The sequence below is a fragment of the Alloalcanivorax xenomutans genome (assembly GCF_032810065.1).
GTDB classification, from domain to species: Bacteria; Pseudomonadota; Gammaproteobacteria; order Pseudomonadales; family Alcanivoracaceae; genus Alloalcanivorax; species Alloalcanivorax xenomutans.
The window spans coordinates 1,959,058-1,977,235 of sequence record NZ_CP136538.1 but is presented as its reverse complement, the minus strand read 5'-3'; the positions used below and the strand labels follow the sequence as shown (position 1 = coordinate 1,977,235).

At 62.1% G+C, this 18,178-nt stretch carries 16 protein-coding genes; 7 read left to right on the top strand and 9 right to left on the bottom strand.

Annotated features, from left to right (window positions below; all coding sequences use genetic code 11):
- Positions 1 to 37: 37 nt before the first annotated feature.
- The 7 genes from ispC to rpsB all read right to left on the bottom strand — a co-directional run bounded on the left by ispC (position 38) and on the right by rpsB (position 6,437).
- Positions 38 to 1,210: a 1-deoxy-D-xylulose-5-phosphate reductoisomerase gene (ispC, locus tag RYH70_RS09255; RefSeq protein WP_022994537.1), complete on the bottom strand. Its 1,173-nt coding sequence runs from the start codon at positions 1,208 to 1,210 to the stop codon at positions 38 to 40.
- Entirely contained in the window at positions 1,207 to 2,031 is an 825-nt protein-coding gene (locus RYH70_RS09250) for a phosphatidate cytidylyltransferase (RefSeq protein ID WP_022994536.1), read from the bottom strand. Before RYH70_RS09250 ends, ispC begins: the two co-directional genes overlap by 4 nt.
- Complete coding sequence (gene uppS / locus RYH70_RS09245; RefSeq protein ID WP_022994535.1) at positions 2,025 to 2,813, bottom strand: polyprenyl diphosphate synthase; 789 nt, start codon at positions 2,811 to 2,813, stop codon at positions 2,025 to 2,027. Before uppS ends, RYH70_RS09250 begins: the two co-directional genes overlap by 7 nt.
- A gap of 148 nt (positions 2,814 to 2,961) precedes the next feature.
- Positions 2,962 to 3,519 (bottom strand): ribosome recycling factor, encoded by a 558-nt coding sequence (gene frr, locus RYH70_RS09240; RefSeq protein ID WP_022994534.1) that lies wholly within the window; start codon positions 3,517 to 3,519, stop codon positions 2,962 to 2,964.
- Between the two features lie 42 nt (positions 3,520 to 3,561).
- Positions 3,562 to 4,323, bottom strand: coding sequence for a UMP kinase (gene pyrH, locus RYH70_RS09235; RefSeq protein ID WP_014994270.1), 762 nt, complete (start codon positions 4,321 to 4,323; stop codon positions 3,562 to 3,564).
- 396 nt (positions 4,324 to 4,719) lie between these two features.
- Positions 4,720 to 5,601 (bottom strand): translation elongation factor Ts, encoded by an 882-nt coding sequence (gene tsf / locus RYH70_RS09230; RefSeq protein WP_026949954.1) that lies wholly within the window; start codon positions 5,599 to 5,601, stop codon positions 4,720 to 4,722.
- A gap of 74 nt (positions 5,602 to 5,675) precedes the next feature.
- Positions 5,676 to 6,437, bottom strand: coding sequence for a 30S ribosomal protein S2 (rpsB, locus tag RYH70_RS09225; protein WP_022994532.1), 762 nt, complete (start codon positions 6,435 to 6,437; stop codon positions 5,676 to 5,678).
- 451 nt (positions 6,438 to 6,888) lie between these two features.
- On the opposite strand from rpsB, the gene map reads away from it, so the two are divergent.
- The 7 genes from map (at position 6,889) to RYH70_RS09190 (ending at position 16,140) form a co-directional block, all read left to right on the top strand.
- The gene (gene map, locus RYH70_RS09220) at positions 6,889 to 7,683 is read left to right on the top strand and encodes a type I methionyl aminopeptidase (RefSeq protein ID WP_063139659.1); all 795 of its coding nucleotides are present in this window, start codon (positions 6,889 to 6,891) and stop codon (positions 7,681 to 7,683) included.
- A 119-nt stretch (positions 7,684 to 7,802) separates the two neighbouring features.
- Positions 7,803 to 10,496 (top strand): [protein-PII] uridylyltransferase, encoded by a 2,694-nt coding sequence (locus RYH70_RS09215; RefSeq protein WP_317010106.1) that lies wholly within the window; start codon positions 7,803 to 7,805, stop codon positions 10,494 to 10,496.
- Positions 10,497 to 10,516: 20 nt separating this feature from the next.
- Positions 10,517 to 11,698, top strand: coding sequence for a succinyldiaminopimelate transaminase (gene dapC / locus RYH70_RS09210; protein WP_317010105.1), 1,182 nt, complete (start codon positions 10,517 to 10,519; stop codon positions 11,696 to 11,698).
- Positions 11,699 to 11,731: 33 nt separating this feature from the next.
- Complete coding sequence (locus tag RYH70_RS09205) at positions 11,732 to 12,076, top strand: ArsC family reductase (protein WP_316310203.1); 345 nt, start codon at positions 11,732 to 11,734, stop codon at positions 12,074 to 12,076.
- Positions 12,077 to 12,180: 104 nt separating this feature from the next.
- Positions 12,181 to 13,215 (top strand): 2,3,4,5-tetrahydropyridine-2,6-dicarboxylate N-succinyltransferase, encoded by a 1,035-nt coding sequence (dapD, locus tag RYH70_RS09200; protein ID WP_022994527.1) that lies wholly within the window; start codon positions 12,181 to 12,183, stop codon positions 13,213 to 13,215.
- A gap of 23 nt (positions 13,216 to 13,238) precedes the next feature.
- Positions 13,239 to 14,369 carry a succinyl-diaminopimelate desuccinylase gene (gene dapE, locus RYH70_RS09195; RefSeq protein ID WP_317010104.1) on the top strand — a complete coding sequence of 377 codons (1,131 nt, stop codon included), beginning with the start codon at positions 13,239 to 13,241 and terminating at the stop codon, positions 14,367 to 14,369.
- 196 nt (positions 14,370 to 14,565) lie between these two features.
- On the top strand, positions 14,566 to 16,140 hold the full coding sequence (locus tag RYH70_RS09190; RefSeq protein ID WP_022994525.1) for an aldehyde dehydrogenase family protein: 1,575 nt from the start codon (positions 14,566 to 14,568) through the stop codon (positions 16,138 to 16,140).
- Positions 16,141 to 16,279: 139 nt separating this feature from the next.
- On the opposite strand, the gene RYH70_RS09185 is transcribed toward RYH70_RS09190, so the two are convergent.
- Positions 16,280 to 17,197 carry a DMT family transporter gene (locus RYH70_RS09185; RefSeq protein ID WP_145953569.1) on the bottom strand — a complete coding sequence of 306 codons (918 nt, stop codon included), beginning with the start codon at positions 17,195 to 17,197 and terminating at the stop codon, positions 16,280 to 16,282.
- Positions 17,179 to 18,042, bottom strand: coding sequence for a Dyp-type peroxidase (locus RYH70_RS09180; protein ID WP_055100775.1), 864 nt, complete (start codon positions 18,040 to 18,042; stop codon positions 17,179 to 17,181). Before RYH70_RS09180 ends, RYH70_RS09185 begins: the two co-directional genes overlap by 19 nt.
- Positions 18,043 to 18,178: the final 136 nt, after the last annotated feature.

Genomic DNA, 18,178 nt, shown 5'->3' with positions numbered 1-18,178 from the left:
TACTACTGTCTGACCATCGCGTTTCACACCTTCTCCTTCATCGGCCCAAAGCCTGTACTTGTTGCCGGGCCAGCTCCCGCGCGCGGGCGTCCAGGTCCATCACTTCATCCACATCGTCACAGCAACCGCCGGGCAAGGCTTCCAGAGTGTTCGCCACCACGCTACCGATATGCTGGAAACCCAGCCCGCCGTCAAGAAAAGCGGCCACCGCCACTTCATTGGCGGCGTTGAGCACGGCGGTGGCGGCGCCGCCCGCCTGCATCGCCTGCCGGGCCAGGGCCAGGCAGGGAAAGGCCTGCTCATCCGGCGGCAGGAAACGCAGCTCGGCAAGCGTGGCGAAATCCAGCGACGGCGCGCCGGAGGCGATCCGCTGCGGCCACGCCAGGGCGCAGGCGATCGGCGTGCGCATGTCTGGTGTGCCCATTTGCGCCAGCACCGAGCCGTCCAGGTATTCGACCATGGAATGCACCACGCTTTGCGGGTGAATCACCACGTCCACTCGTTCGGGCGGCATATCGAACAACCAGCAGGCCTCGATGAATTCCAGGCCCTTGTTCATCAACGTGGCCGAATCCACGGAAATTTTCGGTCCCATGTCCCAATTGGGATGACGCACCGCCTGTTCCGGCGTCACCGACGCCAGTTGCTCGGCGGACCAGCCAAGAAACGGGCCGCCGGACGCGGTCAGCAGCACTCTTCGCACACCCTGGTCCACACCGCCCCGGGGCAGGCACTGGAAGATGGCGTTGTGCTCGGAATCCACCGGTAACAGCGTGGCGCCATGGCGCTTCACCGCCTCCATGAAGAGCGCGCCGGTCACCACCAGGGTTTCCTTGTTCGCCAGCAGGATTTTCTTGCCGGCGCCGACCGCCGCCAGGGTCGGACGCACACCGGCGGCGCCGACGATGGCGGCGACCACCGTGTCCACATCGTCCAGCCCGGCGAGAGCACACACACCCTGGTGCCCGGCCAGCACTTCGGTGTCAGACCCTGCCGCCTTGAGATGGTTCCGAAGCTCGCCGGCGGCCTGTTCGTCCGCCAGAGCGGCGTAACGCGGGCGCCAGCGCAGACATTGTTCCGCCAGCTCACGCCAGCGATGGCCCGCCGTCAGCGCCACCACTTCATAGCGCTCCGGATGCAGGGCCAGCACCTCAAGAGTCTGGCAGCCAATGCTGCCAGTGGCACCGAGGACGGTAATACGCTCCTTCACAGCACGCCTCCTGGCAGGGAGAACCAGTTAAGGCCGGCCAGCGCCACCGGCAGAGCGGCGGTGACACTGTCGATACGGTCCAGCATACCGCCGTGGCCCGGCAATACCGAGCCGCTGTCCTTGATACCGCGCTCGCGCTTGACCATGCTTTCGAACAGGTCACCCAGCACCGAGGCCAGTACGGTCATCAACGCGACGATCAATAGCGCCGGCAAGGTCGCCCGCAGCCAGCCGGTGGCGTATACCAGAGCCACAACGGCCAGTGCCAGCAGAGCGCCGCCGACCAGCCCCTCCACCGTCTTGCCGGGACTGACCAGCGGTGCCAGCTTATGCCGGCCAAAGGCCCGGCCGGCGAAATAGGCGCCGGTATCGGCCGCCCACACCCACACCAGAATGAACAGCAGCGCCCAGGGGCCGGCCAGGCCCAGCGCGCCATGATCCTGCAGCTCCACCACCGCGGCCCAGGACGGTATCAGCAGCAACCAGCCCACCACTACCATGACCGGCGTCCGGAACCACAGCCGGGCGTTACCCGGATAGCCGAGCACCATCACCAGCGCCAGCAACCACCACAGCGGCAGTGCGTTCAGCACCCAGGCCGGGCGGCAGATTTCGACCGCCACCATCAGCAGCGCCAGGGACAGGCACCATAGCAGGCGGGCGCCCTGCCCCGGGCCACGCATCATGCCGGACCACTCCCAGCCACCGACGACGAAGAACACACCGGCAATCACCGCGAACGGCACCCGGCCGAGGCCAAAGACCGCGCCCAGCACGATCGGCAACAGAATCAGAGCGGTGATCACCCTCTGTTTCAGCATGAAGAGTCTCCATCGAGGCGACTGACTTCCTCACCGGAGCGCCCGAAGCGGCGCTGCCGGGAGGCGTAATCCGCCAGCGCCCGATCCAGCGCCTGGCCGTCAAAATCCGGCCACAGGGTTGGGGTGAAATAGAATTCACTGTAGGCGGCCTGCCACAACAGGAAGTTGCTCAGGCGTTGCTCGCCACCGGTACGGATCAGCAGATCCGGCGGCGGCAGATCGGCCAGACTGACGTGACGGCCCAGCTCGGCATCGGTGATCTGCTCCACCGCCAGCTCACCGTCACGCACCTGTTGCGCCACACGGCGGGCGGCCTGAGTCAGATCCCATTGGCCACCATAATTAACGGCGATGGCCAGGGTCATGCCGTCATTATTGGCGGTCAGTTGCTCGGCCTCGGCCATACCCCGGCGCAAGCCGTCATTGAAAGCGGAGCGCTCGCCGATGAAACGCAAGCGGATGCCGTTTTCGTGCAATTCGGCGACCCTGGCCCCGAGGGCGTGAACGAACAGCGCCAGCAGATGCTGCACCTCGTCCTCCGGCCGGCGCCAGTTTTCTGAACTGAACGCGAACAGCGTCACTACTTCGATGCCACGACGGGCGGCACGGCGAATCACTTCCCGTACCGTGGCTTCACCGGCCCGATGGCCTTCGACGCCGGGCAAATCGCGCTGGCGGGCCCAACGGTTGTTGCCGTCCATGATGATGGCGACGTGGCGCGGCAAAGCCCCGGCGTGGGAATCCAGGTCCGGCGCCGAGGAAACCGGTCGGGTTTCTTCCATCAAGAACCTCCGGGTTGTCGTCCTTGCTTCTCTTGTTCACCAGGCAACGAACGGGCCTGATCCGTTTCGCCGTCCCGTACCACCCGAAACAACGCAGGCGCCGGTAATTGCCGGCGCCCGCTCTGGCCGCTTCAGGATCCCGGGATCCTCAAACGGTCATCAACTCTTCTTCCTTGATCTTGAGCATCTTCTCCACCTCACCGACCATGCGGTCGGTAAGCTGCTGGATTTGCTCTTCGCCGCGACGGGCTTCGTCCTCGGAGATTTCCTTCTCCTTAAGCAAATCCTTGAAATCACCATTGGCGTCACGGCGGATGTTGCGGATCGCCACTTTGGCATGCTCGGCCTCGCCGCGCACCACCTTCACCAGATCGCGGCGGGTTTCCTCGGTCAGCGGAGGCAGCGGCAAACGAATCACGGTGCCGGCGGTGGAGGGATTCAGGCCCAGATCGGAAGCCAGGATGGCTTTTTCCACATCCGGCACCAGGCTCTTGTCGAACGGCGACACCAGCAAGGTACGCCCCTCCTCCACGCTGATGTTGGCCAACTGGCTCAACGGCGTGTCCGAGCCGTAGTAGGACACGTGGACAGTGTCCAGCAGACTGGGATGAGCGCGACCGGTGCGCACTTTCTTCAGAGCCACGTCCAGAGACTCCAGGCTCTTTTTCATGCGTGATTCCGCGTCTTTCTTGATGTCCTCGATCACCTTTCGATTCCTCGCCTGTTCTTCACTGGGCTGCGCCGCCGATCATGCGGTCTCGGAGCCCGCTTCCTGTACTTCGGACGCCACCAGGGTGCCTTCGCTGCCCCCCAGCATCAGATTCAGCAACGCGCCCTGCTTGTTCATGTTGAATACACGCAACGGCATGTCGTGGTCACGACACAGGCAAATGGCGGTCAGGTCCATCACGCCGAGTTTGCTGTCCAGCACCTGATCGAAGGTCAGGCGGTCATATTTGCGTGCTTCGGGGTTCTTCACCGGATCGTCGTCGTAGACCCCGTCCACCTTGGTGGCCTTGAGCACCACGTCGGCGCTGATTTCAATACCGCGCAGACAGGCGGCGGAATCCGTGGTGAAGAACGGGTTGCCAGTGCCGGCACAGAAGATCACCACTTCGCCGTTTTTCAGATAGCGGATGGCGTGCCGGTGATCATAATGCTCCACGATGCCGCTCATGGGAATGGCCGACATCAGCCGGGTGCGGATGTTGGAGCGCTCCAGCGCATCGCGCATTGCCAGGCCGTTCATTACCGTGGCCAGCATCCCCATGTGATCGCCCGCCACCCGGTCCAGACCGGCTGTTTGCAGGGCGGCGCCGCGAAACAGGTTACCGCCACCGATAACGATGCCCACCTGTACACCAATTCCCACCAACTGACCAATCTCCAGGGATAAGGTGTCCAGTACCCGGGGATCGATACCGAATCCCTCGTCGCCCGCCAACGCCTCACCGCTCAGCTTGAGAAGGATGCGGTTATAGCGCGGTGAACGCTCCTTGCTCTTGGCCATATCATGCTCTCCGCCACTCATGGAATACCCGCCATTTGCTAATCGTTCGGTCCGTGCGCCTGAAATGGCCCGGCCCGCGAGCGTACCGCGGCCACAGGACTCTCGACACACTACCCGCCGCACGCGAGGATGCAACTGTTTAATCGCGCCGGCGGAGATTCGCTCACATGCTTTCCACGCCGTCTCCGCGATGCCCGCGAAAAACATCACCCGCCCTCTCGGACAGAGCAGTCATCGGCGTCAAAGCCATCGGGTGCGCCGGTTGGCACCCGGTTTCAATAATCGATTCTTAAAAAAACGCCTTGCTGGGGAGCCCAACAAGGCGTTTTGGTGGCGCGGCGGCGTAAATATGCAGACTTTACGGCCGCCACCCCGGCACGCCATGCGGCGCGCAATTTAGCGTTTCGCCTGAGCCATGACTTCAGCAGCGAAATCCACCTCTTCCTTCTCGATGCCTTCGCCCACCACCAGGCGCTCGAAAGCCACCACCTCGGCACCGGCACCTTTCACCAGGTTGCCAACGGAGGTGTTGGGATCCTTCACGAAGGGCTGATCCAGCAGGCTCACTTCCTTGAGGAATTTGTTGATGCGGCCGCCAACCATTTTCTCGACGATTTCCGCGGGCTTGCCTTCCATATCCGGCTGAGCACGGATGATTTCACGCTCTTTGTCCAGAGTCTCGGCGGGCACCTGGTCGGATTTGACCACCATCGGCGCCACCGCGGCCACGTGCATGGCCACGTCCTTACCCAGCTCGGTATCGCCACCGGACAGGGAAACCAGCACGCCGATTTTGCCGCCGTGCACATAGGAAGCGACCACGCCGCCTTCCACGTTCAGAGCGACGGCACGACGCACCTGAATGTTCTCACCAATTTTCTGCACCAGTGCCTGACGCGCTTCTTCCACGGAGGCGCCATCTTCCAGCTTCAGTTCGGCGATCTCGGCGGCGTCGGTGGCACCGGCCTGCAGAGCGGCCTGAGCCACTTTGTTGGCGAAGCCAAGGAAGTTCTCGTCGCGGGCAACGAAGTCGGTTTCGGAGTTGATCTCGACCATCAGCGCACGGGAATTATCGTCGCTGGTGGCCACGACCACGGCGCCTTCGGCGGCGGTACGACCGGCTTTCTTGGCGGCTTTCGCCTGGCCGGATTTGCGCAGGTCATCAATGGCTTTTTCGATGTCCGCATCCGCTTCCACCAGCGCCTTTTTGCATTCCATCATGCCCAGGCCGGTGCGCTCACGAAGCTCTTTCACCATTGCAGCAGTTACAGCAGCCATGCTTACCTCTTGAATCTTTTAACAGGGTGTTGAATCAGGTGGCACGGGCCGGGATATCCCCGGCCCGACGCGAATCAACCCTCGGCCTGGTCGGCTTCCGAGTCTTCCACTACCTCGACGAATTCACTCTCGCCGCCGGCACCACTGTTTTTCGCGTATTCCTTGCCTTCCAGGATCGCGTCGGCGGCGGCCTGGACATAAAGCTGAATAGCGCGAATGGCGTCATCGTTGCCCGGGATGACGTAGTCGATGTCATCCGGGTCGGAGTTGGTGTCCACCACCGCCACCACCGGAATACCCAGTTTGCGGGCTTCCTGAACGGCGATATCTTCGTGATCCACGTCGATCACGAACAGCGCGTCCGGCAAACCGCCCATCTCTTTGATACCACCGATGGAGCGTTCCAGCTTGTCCATCTCGCGGCGGCGCATCAGGGCTTCTTTCTTGGTCAGCTTGTCCAGGGTGCCGTCCTCGCTCTGCGCTTCCAGATCACGCAGGCGTTTGATGGACTGGCGGATGGTCTTCCAGTTGGTCAGCATGCCGCCGAGCCAACGGTGATCCACATAAGGCATGCCGCAACGAGTGGCTTCCTCGCGAATCGCCTTCTGGGCGGCGCGCTTGGTGCCAACGAACAGCACTTTGTTGTTGCTGGCGGCCAGTTTGTTCAGGAAGCCAATGGCTTCGTTGAACAGCGGCAGGGTGGATTCCAGGTTAACGATATGAATCTTGTTGCGGGCACCAAAGATGAACGGCTTCATCTTCGGGTTCCAGTAACGGGTTTGGTGGCCGAAGTGCACGCCGGCCTTCAGCATATCGCGCATGGTTACGCTAGACATAATGTAAACTCCAAGGGTTAGGCCTCCACGTCCCCTCATGACCCAACCTCCGGTCTCCCCTTCCCTAATAAATAGAGAGGAAGCGCCTGGAAGCACCCCGAGCCATGTGTCGGAACGTGTGTGTCGTTGTTTACCCGGCCGGAGCCCCCATTTCCCGGTATTGGGAAGGGTTGCCCGGTCCAAGGCTCCACTCCTCAGCGCCGAACGGTTACAATGCGGCACCGCCGACGAGTGAGAAAGCGGGCGCTTTATACCACGACCGCCCCCATCGAGGCAACGGAAAAGACCCGGCCGCTACCCGACCGGGTCCGTCCAAGTCTCTGAAAACACGGTATTTTTCCCTCGATCTCCAGGGTAGACACCGGGCTCGTTCTCGACCTTTACTGACTTCGGTCTTTATTTGCCGCGGCTCATTGACGACGACATCCTTTACCACGAACAGGTTCCTGGCATGAATGTAGTGATCAAAACCCCCGAACAAATCGCCAAAATGCGCGAAGCCGGCCGTCTGGCCGCCGAAGTCCTGGAAATGATTGGCGAGCACGTTCAGCCGGGGGTGACCACCGAGGAACTGGATCGTATCTGCCATGACCACATCGTCAACAAGCAGAAGGCCATCCCCGCCTGCCTTGGCTACGGTGGCGCGCCGGGCCGCATTCCTTTTCCGAAGTCCATCTGCACCTCGGTGAACCACGTGGTCTGCCACGGTATTCCCAATGAGAAAAAGGTGCTCAAGAGCGGTGATATCGTCAATATCGATGTCACCGTGATCAAGGACGGCTGGCACGGCGACACCAGCAAAATGTATTACGTGGGTGAGCCGTCGGTGCTGTCCCGCCGTCTGGTGGAAACCACCCGTGAGTGCATGCTGGCCGGTATCAGAATGGTAAGGCCCGGCGTACGCCTGGGCGACATCGGCCACCGTATCCAGAAACTGGCCGAGAGTGAGCGTTTCTCCGTGGTGCGCGAATATTGCGGCCACGGCATCGGCGAGGGCTTTCACGAGGAGCCCCAGGTCCTGCACTACGGCAAAACCGGCACCGGTCTGGAGCTGGTCGAGGGCATGGTGTTCACCATCGAACCGATGATCAACGCCGGCAAGGCCTCCAATAAGGTATTGCCGGACGGCTGGACCGTGGTCACCAAGGACCGCAAGCTGTCCGCTCAGTGGGAGCATACCATCGCGGTCACCGCCAACGGCTACGAGGTGCTGACCGCGCGCGACGAGGAACAGGACCTGTATTGAGCCGTTGGTGTCATCCCCGGTTTGTGTAGAATGAGCGGACGGCACCGCCATCCCGGTGGCTCGTCCAATCCGGAGGCCGGCCTTGCGCCGGCCCCTTCTTTTATGTGGCAGGTTCCAGCATGACGTTGACGCCCCCTCTGAGCCAGTCCGACCTTCTTGCACGCCTGCGCGATGCCGACCAGCCGGGACAGGCCGCCCGGGCTTACCTGGAGGAAGGGCAGGCGCGCCTGGACGCCGCTTTTGACCAGACCCCGATCGAGGATCTGGTGCACGGCCGCGCCACCCTGGTGGACCGGGTCCTCATCGCCGCCTGGTCCCTGTTCGGTCTGGACCATTTGAGCGACGCCGCTCTGGTGGCCGTGGGCGGCTACGGCCGCGGCGAACTGCACCCCTATTCCGATGTGGACCTGATGGTGCTGTTCCGCCAGCGCCCGGACGAACAGGCCTGCGGGTCCCTGGAAGGTTTCGTGGCCTTTCTTTGGGACATTGGCCTGGAAATCGGCCACAGCGTACGCTCCCTTGACGAGTGCGTGGCCCTGGCGGCCGAGGACATCACCGTCGCCACCAACATCATGGAGGCACGCACCCTGGCCGGCGACAACGCGGTCCTGACCGCTCTGGCCGAACACACCGCCCCGGACCGGATGTGGCCGGCGGACCGCTTCTTCGCCGCCAAATGGGATGAGCAGACCGCCCGCCACGCCAAACACAACGACACCGAATACAACCTGGAACCGGACCTCAAGAACGCCCCCGGCGGCCTGCGTGATTTTCAAATGATCTCCTGGGTGGCACAGCGGCATTTTGGCGCCGACAGCATCGATACCATGGTCGAAGCCGGTTTTATCACCCGCAAGGAACACGCGCTGCTGCAAAAATGGCTGGCCGAGCTGTGGCGCATCCGCTGGGCGCTGCACTCGCTCACCGGCCGCAATGAAAACCGGCTGCTGTTCGATCATCAACGGCAACTGGCGGACCGCCTCGGATATCGGGATTCCGACGCCAACCTGGCGGTTGAGCATTTCATGAAAGGGTTCTACCGGGTGGCGCTGGCCATGTCGGTGTTCAATGAAATGCTGCTGCAATTGTTCGACGAAGCGATTCTGCGCTCCGGTACGCCGGAACAAAAGCGTCCGCTCAACCGCCGCTTCCAGGCACGTAATGACTACCTGGAAATCAGCGCTCCGGACGTATTTCAGAAGCACCCATCGGCGATGCTGGAAATGTTCGTGCTGCTGGCGCAGAACCCGGACCTGAAAGGCATTCGCGCGGAGACTATTCGCGCGCTGATCGAAGCCCGGCCCACCATCGACGATGCGTTCCGTAACGATCCCGCCAACACCGCCCTGTTCATGCAGCTGCTGCGCAGCCCTCACTCGTTGTTCACCCAGTTGCGTCGGATGAAGCGCTACGGGCTGCTCGGCAAATACCTACCCGAGTTCGGCCGCATCATCGGCATGATGCAGTACGATCTGTTCCATATTTACACCGTCGATGCCCATACCCTGCTGGTGATCAAGAACATGCGCCGGCTGCGTTACGACGACATGCGCGAGACGTTCCCGCTGGCCAGCGAAGTGTTTTACCGACTGCCGAAACCGGAACTGCTGTATGTCGCCGGCCTCTACCATGACATCGCCAAGGGCCGCGGCGGTGATCACTCCGAACTGGGAGCCGAGGACGCCATCGCCTTTTGCCAGCGCCACGGCCTCAGCAACTGGGATGGCAAACTGGTGGCCTGGCTGGTCCGCAACCATCTGACCATGAGCGTCACCGCCCAGCGCAAGGACATTTCCGACCCGGACGTGGTGCACGAGTTCGCCCGCGTGGTCGGCGATCTGGTGCACCTGGACTATCTTTACGTACTCACCGTGGCGGACATCAACGCCACCAATCCGAACCTGTGGAATTCCTGGCGCGCCTCGTTGTTGCGCCAACTGTACGTGGAAACCAAGCGCGCCCTGCGCCGCGGCCTGAACAACCCGCTGGATAAACAGGACTGGGTCGACGAAACCCACGAAGCGGCGCTTAAGATGCTGGTGGATCGCGACCAGGATCCGCAGGCGGTGGAGGCTTTGTGGGCCAACATCGGCGACGAGTATTTTCTTCGCGAAACCCCCTGGGATATCGCCTGGCACACCGAGGCGCTGCTCGGCCGCCCCAACCCGGAAGATCCACTGGTGCTGATCCGCGAAAACCAGATGGGCCAGGGGCAAACCGAAGGCGGTTCGCAGATCTTCATCTACACGCCTGATACCCAGAACCTGTTCGCCGCCACCGTTAACGCCCTGGACAGCCTGGGCCTGACCATCATGGACGCCCGCATCATCACCAGCGCCGACGGCTTCAGCCTGGATACCTACATCGTCCTGGACGAGCATGGCACACCGATCGGCGATGACTGGCCGCGCATCGAACACATCCGCCAGACCCTGACCGAGACGCTCAAGCACCCGGAGAAGTTCGGCACCACGGTAAGCCGGCGCATGCCGCGCCGGCACAAGCATTTCGACGTGCCGACCCAGGTGGTGATCAGCAACGACATTGTCAATGACCGCACCGTGGTGGACATCCACACTCTGGACCGCCCCGGCCTGCTGGCCCATATCGGTCGCATCTTCGTGCAGTTTGAGCTGCTGGTGCAGAATGCGCGCATCGCCACCCTGGGAGAGCGGGTCGAGGACGTGTTCTTCGTCACCGACCTCAACGGTAATCCAGTATCCGACCCGGAGCTATGCCAGCACCTGCAGGACACGCTCATGCGGGAACTGGACAAGCGCAATCAGAACGACACTTATTCCACCACTTTTTGATCAAGGAGCGCCGGCGCCTCATGAATCCGGATTTGGAGCAGCTGCATCCCTACCCTTTTGAAAAACTGGCGACGCTGTTCAACAAACTACCCGCCTCGGACAAAACTCCGGTGTCGTTTTCCATCGGCGAGCCGCAACATCCGGCACCGGAATTCGTGCAACAAGTGCTGCGCGAGAATACCGCTTTGCTGTCCCGCTATCCGGCCACCAACGGCCTGCCGGAACTGCGCCAGGCCATCGCGGACTGGCTGGTGCGCCGCTTCAAACTGACCACCGTGGACCAGGACCGGCAGGTGATTCCGGTAAATGGCACCCGCGAAGCGTTGTTCGCCTTCACTCAGGCCCTGCTGGACCGGCAGCGCCGGCCACTGGTACTGATGCCCAACCCCTTCTATCAAATCTACGAAGGCGCCACGCTGCTCGGCGGTGGCGAGCCGGTGTACCTGCCGTGCACCAGCGCCTCCGGCCTGCAACCGGATTTCGACGCGGTCGGTGAAGACGTTTGGATCCGCACTCAGTTGCTGTTCATCTGCACTCCGGGCAACCCCACCGGCGCCACCCTCTCCAAAGCACAGCTGAAAGCACTGATCCAACTGGCGGACAAATACGATTTTGTCATCGCCTCCGACGAGTGCTACTCGGAAATTTATCAGGACCGGGCCCCGGCCGGCCTGCTGCAGGCCTGCGCGGAAATGGGCCGCCACGACTACCGCCGCTGCGTGGTGTTTCACTCCCTGTCCAAACGCTCCAACCTGCCGGGATTGCGCTCCGGCTTCGTCGCCGGCGATGGCGAAATCCTGCAACGGTTCCTGCGCTACCGCACCTATCACGGCTGCGCCATGCCGGTCCATCACCAACTGGCCAGCATCGCCGCCTGGAACGATGAAACCCACGTGGAAACCAATCGGGCCCTGTACGTGGAAAAATTCCGCGCGGTGCTGGACATTCTCGGTGACGTACTTAAGGTATCCGCCCCGGACGCGGGCTTTTACCTGTGGCCGCGCACACCCATCGACGACGAAAGTTTCGCCCGTCAATTAAAGACGGAAGAGAACGTCACCGTGCTGCCCGGCCGCTATCTGTCTCGCACCGTGAACGGCCGCAACCCCGGTAATAACCGGGTGCGCATGGCGCTGGTGGCGGAACTGGACCAGTGCGTGGAAGGCGCCGAGCGCATGCGCGCGCTGATCAAGCGTCTGTAACCGCCGGCATATGAACACAGTAAGGAGCTTACCGTGGCCACTACCCTTTACGGCATCAAGAACTGCGACACCATGAAGAAGGCCCGGGTCTGGCTGGACGACCAGGGCGTGGAGTACGTGTTTCACGATTACAAAAAGGAAGGCGTGCCGGAAGCGGAACTGCGCCGCTGGATCGATACCCTGGGTTGGGAAACCGTCATCAACCGTCGCGGCACCACCTGGCGTAAACTGGATCAGGATGTGCGCGACAATATGGATGCCGAACAGGCCGTGCCCGTGGCGCTGGACAATCCATCCATTATCAAACGGCCGATCCTCCAGCACGGAGAGGCCCTGGTGGCCGGCTTCAACGCCGACCAATGGAAAGAAATGATTTAAAACGCCGGAAGCCAGACGCTCGACGCCGGACGCACCCACGAAAAAACGGGGTTTAAGCGTCAGGCGTCCGGCGTCGGGCATCCAGCGAAACACTGGAGACTATTATGAGCACGATTTTCGCCTTCGCCCTGGGTTGCGGCACCAAGAACCGTGATGACAACTGGCTGGAAGTGTTTTATCCGGATCCTTACCTGAATCCGGATCCCAAACTGATTGAGGTCGTGCGTGAGGAAGTGGGCTACCAAGGCGGCAATGCCGCCCTGGAACTGACCCACCGCCAGGTGCAACACCTGGCCCGGGAATGGCGTGAAGCCGGCTTCGAACATGAGGCCAGCTACGCGGTGGCGTTCCAGGAATCCGAGCGACCGGTGGTGCTTACCATCCTGGAAACCGATGCCGAGCCGGCCTCCACCCCGGAAGCCTATCTGAAGCTGCACCTGCTCTCCCATCGCTTGGTGAAACCCCACGGCGTGGTACTCAGTGGCATCTTCCCGCTGCTGCCGAACGTGGCCTGGACCAACGAAGGCGCGGTGGATTTGGAAGAGCTGCCGGAGCGTCAACTGCTGGCCCGCCTCAACGGCAAGCTGCTGGAAGTGAACAGCGTCGACAAGTTCCCGAAAATGACCGACTACGTGATCCCCACCGGCGTGCGCATAGCCGATACCGCCCGGGTCCGCCTCGGCGCCTATGTGGGCGAAGGCACCACCATCATGCACGAGGGCTTCATCAACTTTAACGCCGGCACCGAAGGCCCGGGCATGATCGAAGGCCGCATCTCCGCCGGCGTGTTCGTCGGCAAGGGCTCCGACATCGGCGGCGGCGCTTCCACCATGGGCACGCTGTCCGGCGGCGGCAACATCGTCATTTCCCTGGGCGAAGGCTGTCTGCTCGGCGCCAACGCCGGCACCGGCATCCCGCTGGGCGACCGCTGCACCATCGAAGCGGGCCTCTACATCACCTCCGGCACCAAGGTGGAGGTGCTGGACGAAAACGGCGACGTGGTCGATACCGTCAAGGCACGGGATCTGGCCGGCAAATCCGATCTGCTGTTCCGCCGTAACTCGGAAAGCGGCGCGGTGCAGTGCCGGACCAACAAGAGCGCCATCGCCCTGAACGAAGAACTGCACAAGCACAACTGACGCCCACACCGACACGGGAGCCCATGGTGAGCAAAACCCTCGACTACGCCCGGGAACTGATCCGCCGCCCTTCCGTTACGCCGGAAGACGAAGGGTGCCAGGACTGGATGATCGAAAAACTGGAAGCTCTGGGTTTCCAGTGCGAAACCCTGTGGTTCGAGGAGGTGCGCAATCTGTGGGCACGGCGCGGTAACCACGGCCCGCTGTTCGTGTTCGCCGGGCACACCGATGTGGTGCCCACCGGGGAACGCGAGGAATGGACCCATGATCCGTTCGACTCCACTATCGACGGAGACTTGCTCTATGGTCGCGGCGCGGCGGACATGAAAGGCTCCATCGCTGCCATGCTGGCGGCGGTGGAGGATTTCGTCGCCGCCCACCCCGATCACGATGGCAGTATCGGTTTTCTGATCACCGCCGACGAAGAAGGGCCATCGGTGAACGGCACCGTCAAGGTGGTGGAGTACTTGCAAGGACGCGACGAGACCATCGATTACTGTCTGGTGGGCGAGCCTTCCTCCACCGACACCGTGGGCGATGTGATCAAAAACGGCCGGCGCGGCTCCCTCGGCGCCGTGCTCACGGTCAAAGGCATCCAGGGCCACGTGGCCTACCCTCACCTGGCCCGCAACCCGGTGCACCAGGCCGCGCCCGCTCTGGCGGAATTGGCCGCCGAGGAATGGGATCGGGGCAACGATTTTTTCCCCGCCACCAGTTTCCAGATTTCCAACATTCAGGCCGGCACTGGCGCCACCAACGTGATTCCCGGCCATTGCCGGGTAGTGTTCAATTTTCGCTTCTCCACCGAACTCACCGAAGCCATATTGCGGCAGCGCACCGAAGCGATTCTGGACAAGCACGGCCTGGACTATGACTTGCAATGGACCCTGTCCGGCCAGCCGTTCCTCACTGATCGCGGTGCCCTGGTGGACGCCACCGTGGCGGCGATTCGTCAGGAAACCGGCCGCGATACCGAATTGTCCACCGCCGGCGGCACCAGCGACGGCCGTTTCATCGCGCCCACCGGCGCTCAGGTAGTGGAACTGGGACCGGTGAACGCCACCATCCACAAGGTGGACGAACATACCAGTATCAGCGAACTGGATACCCTCACCGGAATCTATCGACGGGTGCTGGAAAACCTTCTGGTCTGACTTATTAGGTCGCTACGAAGCCGCTGTGGGAAGCTTGCTTGCAAGCGAATGGGGTTACTTCGGACGTTGGCAATATTCGCTTGCAAGCAAGCTTCCCACAGCGGCTCTCATCCCCGGCGCCCCGGCCATGGCATGGCTTTCCCGATCGCTCCACCATTATCGCCAGTGATTCAATATTGCCGCCGGAGCCGTAACCATGACCGTCGTGATCGACACCAATCCCGCCACAGGCAAAGCCGTAGCCGAACTCAATGAGACCGACCTCGCCACTTTACCGGGGCGTTTCGAGAAGGCGCGCCAGGCTCAGCGGATCTGGGCGGCCAAATCGTTCCGGGAACGGGCCGTGCACATCAAGCGCATGCGCAATTACATTCGCGACAACGCCGAGGAACTGGCCCGTGTAGTCAGTGAAAGCAACGGCAAGACGCTGGTCGATGCCCTGGCCACCGAAGTGTTGCCCTGTGCTCTCGCCTGCCAGTGGTATGGCCGTAACGCGGAGAAAGTCCTGGCGGCGAAACGCCGCCCCGGCGGCAGTCTGTTGTTCGCCAATAAGCGCACCGAGATCCGCCGCCTGCCCCTGGGCGTCGTGGGCATCATCAGCCCCTGGAACTATCCCCTGTCGATTCCGTTCGGTGAAATCATCATGGGCCTGATGGCCGGTAACGCCGTGCTGCTGAAGGTGGCCGCGGCCACTCCGGCGGTGGGCCGCGCCATCGAGGGCATCATCGAGGCCGGCCAATTACCGGACGGGCTGTTCCAGCATATCGTCGGTTCCGGCTCGGCGGTGGCCACCGCCTTCTTTGAAAACGGCGTGGACAAGCTGTTCTTCACCGGCAGTGTCAACGCCGGCAAGGTGCTGATGGCCCAGGCCGCGCAAACACTGACGCCGCTGTCGCTGGAGCTGGGCGGTAACGACCCGATGATCGTGCTGGCCGACGCCGACCTGGAACGGGCCAGCAACGGCGCCGCCTGGGCCGGCTACCAGAACGCCGGGCAAAGCTGCGGCGGCGTCGAGCGCGTCTATGTGGAAGCTTCGGTGTACGATGACTTTGTCGAACTATTGGCGAAGAAGACCCGAGCCCTGCGCCATGGCCCCGGCAACGATAAAAGCATCCCGGTGGATATTGGCAGCCTCACCACCGCAGGCCAGAAACGCACGGTGGAACAACATCTGGAAGACGCCCTCGCCAAAGGCGCGCGCATTGAGGCTCAGTCACGACCTGTGGGCGACGTGGAAAACGGCTATTTCCTGCCCGCCACCCTGCTTACCCGGGTCAGCGACGACATGCTGGTGATGCGTGAAGAAACCTTCGGCCCGATCATTGCCGTCACCGCCGTGGCCAACGCCGAGGAAGCCCTGGAAAAAGCCAACGACTCCAAACTGGCCCTGACCTCCTCGATCTGGACCCGCGACAACAAAAAGGGCCGCGCCCTCGCCGCCCGGCTGGAATCCGGCGTCACCACCCTCAATGACCACCTCTACAGCCATGGCCTGTCGGAAACCCCCTGGGGCGGCTGGAAGGAATCCGGTATCGGCCGCACCCACGGCCCGGAGGGTCTGGAGGAAATGACCCACGTTAAAGCGATCAACTGGGACCTGCTCCCGGCCAAACGTAACCTCTGGTGGTACCCGTTCGACCGCGCCACCTACAAGGGCCTGCTCAACGCTCTGTACTTTGCTTTCCCCAAAGGCCCACTGCAATGGCTCGGCGCCAGCTTGAAGCTGACTCCGTTCCTGGTCTGGAAAATGTTTGGGAAAAGCAGAGACTAGTTAATAAGTAACAAGTAACAGTGAATAGTGGAAAACACCGTTGCAGGAACGCATGAGGGGATTTGCAATGTGCGCAAAACCTTTTCGGTGGCTCTTGTTTCGCTGTTAACTATTCACTGTTCATTCTTAACTGCTCTTATCATTCCCATATAACAATCAATAGTCCGCTGACCACGATCAGGCCAATACCCGCCCAGGTCCAAGGATCGGGGAAGTCGCCGAAGATCAGCCAGCCGAGGGTCACGGCGGAGACCATTTCCATGTAGCTCACCGGGGACAGGACCGGGGCGCTGGCGTATTCGAAGGCGCGAATGATGAGAAAGTGCGCCAGGGCCCCCACCGACCCCATCAACAGCATCAGCCCCCAACTGGCCGGGTCCGGCCAGCGCCAGACTAGCGGAACAATCAAACTGAGCACCGCCAGGCCGAATACCGAGGTGTAAAACAGCGTCACCGAGGGGCGGCCGCTGCCGGACAGGCGCCGGGTGGTGAGCTGGTAGAGCCCATAGGAGACGCCCGCCCCCAATCCCAGCAAGGAGGCCCAGTGAAACTCGCCCCAGCCGGGACGGATCACCACCAGAGTGCCGAGAAACCCCACCGTCACCGCGATCCAGCGGCGCGGGCCAGCGCTTTCCCCCAGGATCAGAGGCGCCAGAGCGGTACTGACCAGCGGCCCGAGAAACGCCAGAGCCAGTGCATTGGCCAGCGGCAAAAAGGCAATGGCGCCGAAATAACACAGGGTGGTACTGAGCAGGAAAGCACTACGGATGACCTGCAGGCCGGCATGGCGCGGGATCAGCGCGGACAGGGGCAAACGCCAAAGCAGCAGGGCCCCAAGCAGCAGGAAATGGAACAGATAGCGGGCCCAGGTAACCTGAACCACGTGGTATTCATCACTGAGGTATTTGGCCAGGCTGTCCATCAACGGCAGGATGCCAACGCCGGCGGCCATCAGCAGGACACCGGTAAGGGGGCGCGGGGCCGGCGCCGGTGCGAGCGGCGGCGCCACGCCGACCTGCCCGCCCGCTTGCAGCTGGTTCAGAGCGCGCTCAGCCATTCCTGGCTGGGCGCGTACCACCAGGAGCCGGTGACCGGCCTGCTGTAATCCAGCAGGCGGTCGCGAACGCCGTCGACCATGCCGTACATACGCCGTAGCAGGAACTCGAAACGTTCCCGCTCGCAGGTGAAGGCAATGAAGTAGGAACCGTGCTCGGTGGTGGTGCCATAGGGTACCGAGCGCCGCCAGATTTTCTGCGGCACACCATCATGGTCCACATCGGTGCGGCCTACGTGGGAGTTCTCCGGCATGTTCTCCTCATCGAACTCCACCGCGTCGGCCTTGGTACGGCCGAACACCTTTTCCTGTTCTTCCACCGGCAGGGCGTTGAAGCTTTCGAGTTTATGCACCCATTTCTGCGTGATCATCCAGCTGCCACCCGCCCCTGGCTGCCCTTCCGGAATCACCGCGGCGGCCAGAGCCTTGTCACCGGTGGGGTTGCCAATGCCATCGACGAAGCCGGACAGATCGCGCATATCGTGGTAAACGAAACCCTGAACCTCCAGTTGCAGAGCCAATACCTCACGCAACCGCCGCGACGCCGCCAGGGCGGTGTCGAACAGGTCACTGGGATTTTCCGCCTGTATCCAGATCAACAGATCCCCCTGCGTGGAGGGCGCCTTGCCTTCCAGGGAAAAAGGCGGAAAGCGGAATGAGCGGGACAGCTTCTGCCACAACCCGGGGCCGAACGCCATCAGCAGCGGGGTGCTGGCCGGTGCCCGCGCCAGCACATCGCGCAAGGCCTGGCGCACCCCGTCCATGTCGGCGCCAGCGCCGAGGGCGAATTCCAGGAAAAGATGATGGGTATAGTGACGGTCAAACAGGCCGGCCTGGTGTTCGGACACGGGTTACTCCTTTAATACGGGGGTATCGCGAATCAGGATGATCGCGGATTGCGGGAAGAAATGCCATACGAGCGGAGCGGTTAATCGGTCCCGGTAAGGCTATGACCGTGGATACCGTTCGATTCCGCGCCAGTGT

Coding starts and splice junctions, on each gene's coding strand:
- RYH70_RS09250 (WP_022994536.1), bottom strand. CDS start 2,031: ATGCTGAAACAGAGGGTGATCACCGCTCTGATTCTGTTGCCGATCGTG.
- uppS (WP_022994535.1), bottom strand. CDS start 2,813: ATGGAAGAAACCCGACCGGTTTCCTCGGCGCCGGACCTGGATTCCCAC.
- pyrH (WP_014994270.1), bottom strand. CDS start 4,323: ATGGCCAAGAGCAAGGAGCGTTCACCGCGCTATAACCGCATCCTTCTC.
- tsf (WP_026949954.1), bottom strand. CDS start 5,601: ATGGCTGCTGTAACTGCTGCAATGGTGAAAGAGCTTCGTGAGCGCACC.
- rpsB (WP_022994532.1), bottom strand. CDS start 6,437: ATGTCTAGCGTAACCATGCGCGATATGCTGAAGGCCGGCGTGCACTTC.
- map (WP_063139659.1), top strand. CDS start 6,889: ATGAATGTAGTGATCAAAACCCCCGAACAAATCGCCAAAATGCGCGAA.
- RYH70_RS09215 (WP_317010106.1), top strand. CDS start 7,803: ATGACGTTGACGCCCCCTCTGAGCCAGTCCGACCTTCTTGCACGCCTG.
- dapC (WP_317010105.1), top strand. CDS start 10,517: ATGAATCCGGATTTGGAGCAGCTGCATCCCTACCCTTTTGAAAAACTG.
- dapD (WP_022994527.1), top strand. CDS start 12,181: ATGAGCACGATTTTCGCCTTCGCCCTGGGTTGCGGCACCAAGAACCGT.
- dapE (WP_317010104.1), top strand. CDS start 13,239: ATGGTGAGCAAAACCCTCGACTACGCCCGGGAACTGATCCGCCGCCCT.
- RYH70_RS09190 (WP_022994525.1), top strand. CDS start 14,566: ATGACCGTCGTGATCGACACCAATCCCGCCACAGGCAAAGCCGTAGCC.
- RYH70_RS09185 (WP_145953569.1), bottom strand. CDS start 17,197: ATGGCTGAGCGCGCTCTGAACCAGCTGCAAGCGGGCGGGCAGGTCGGC.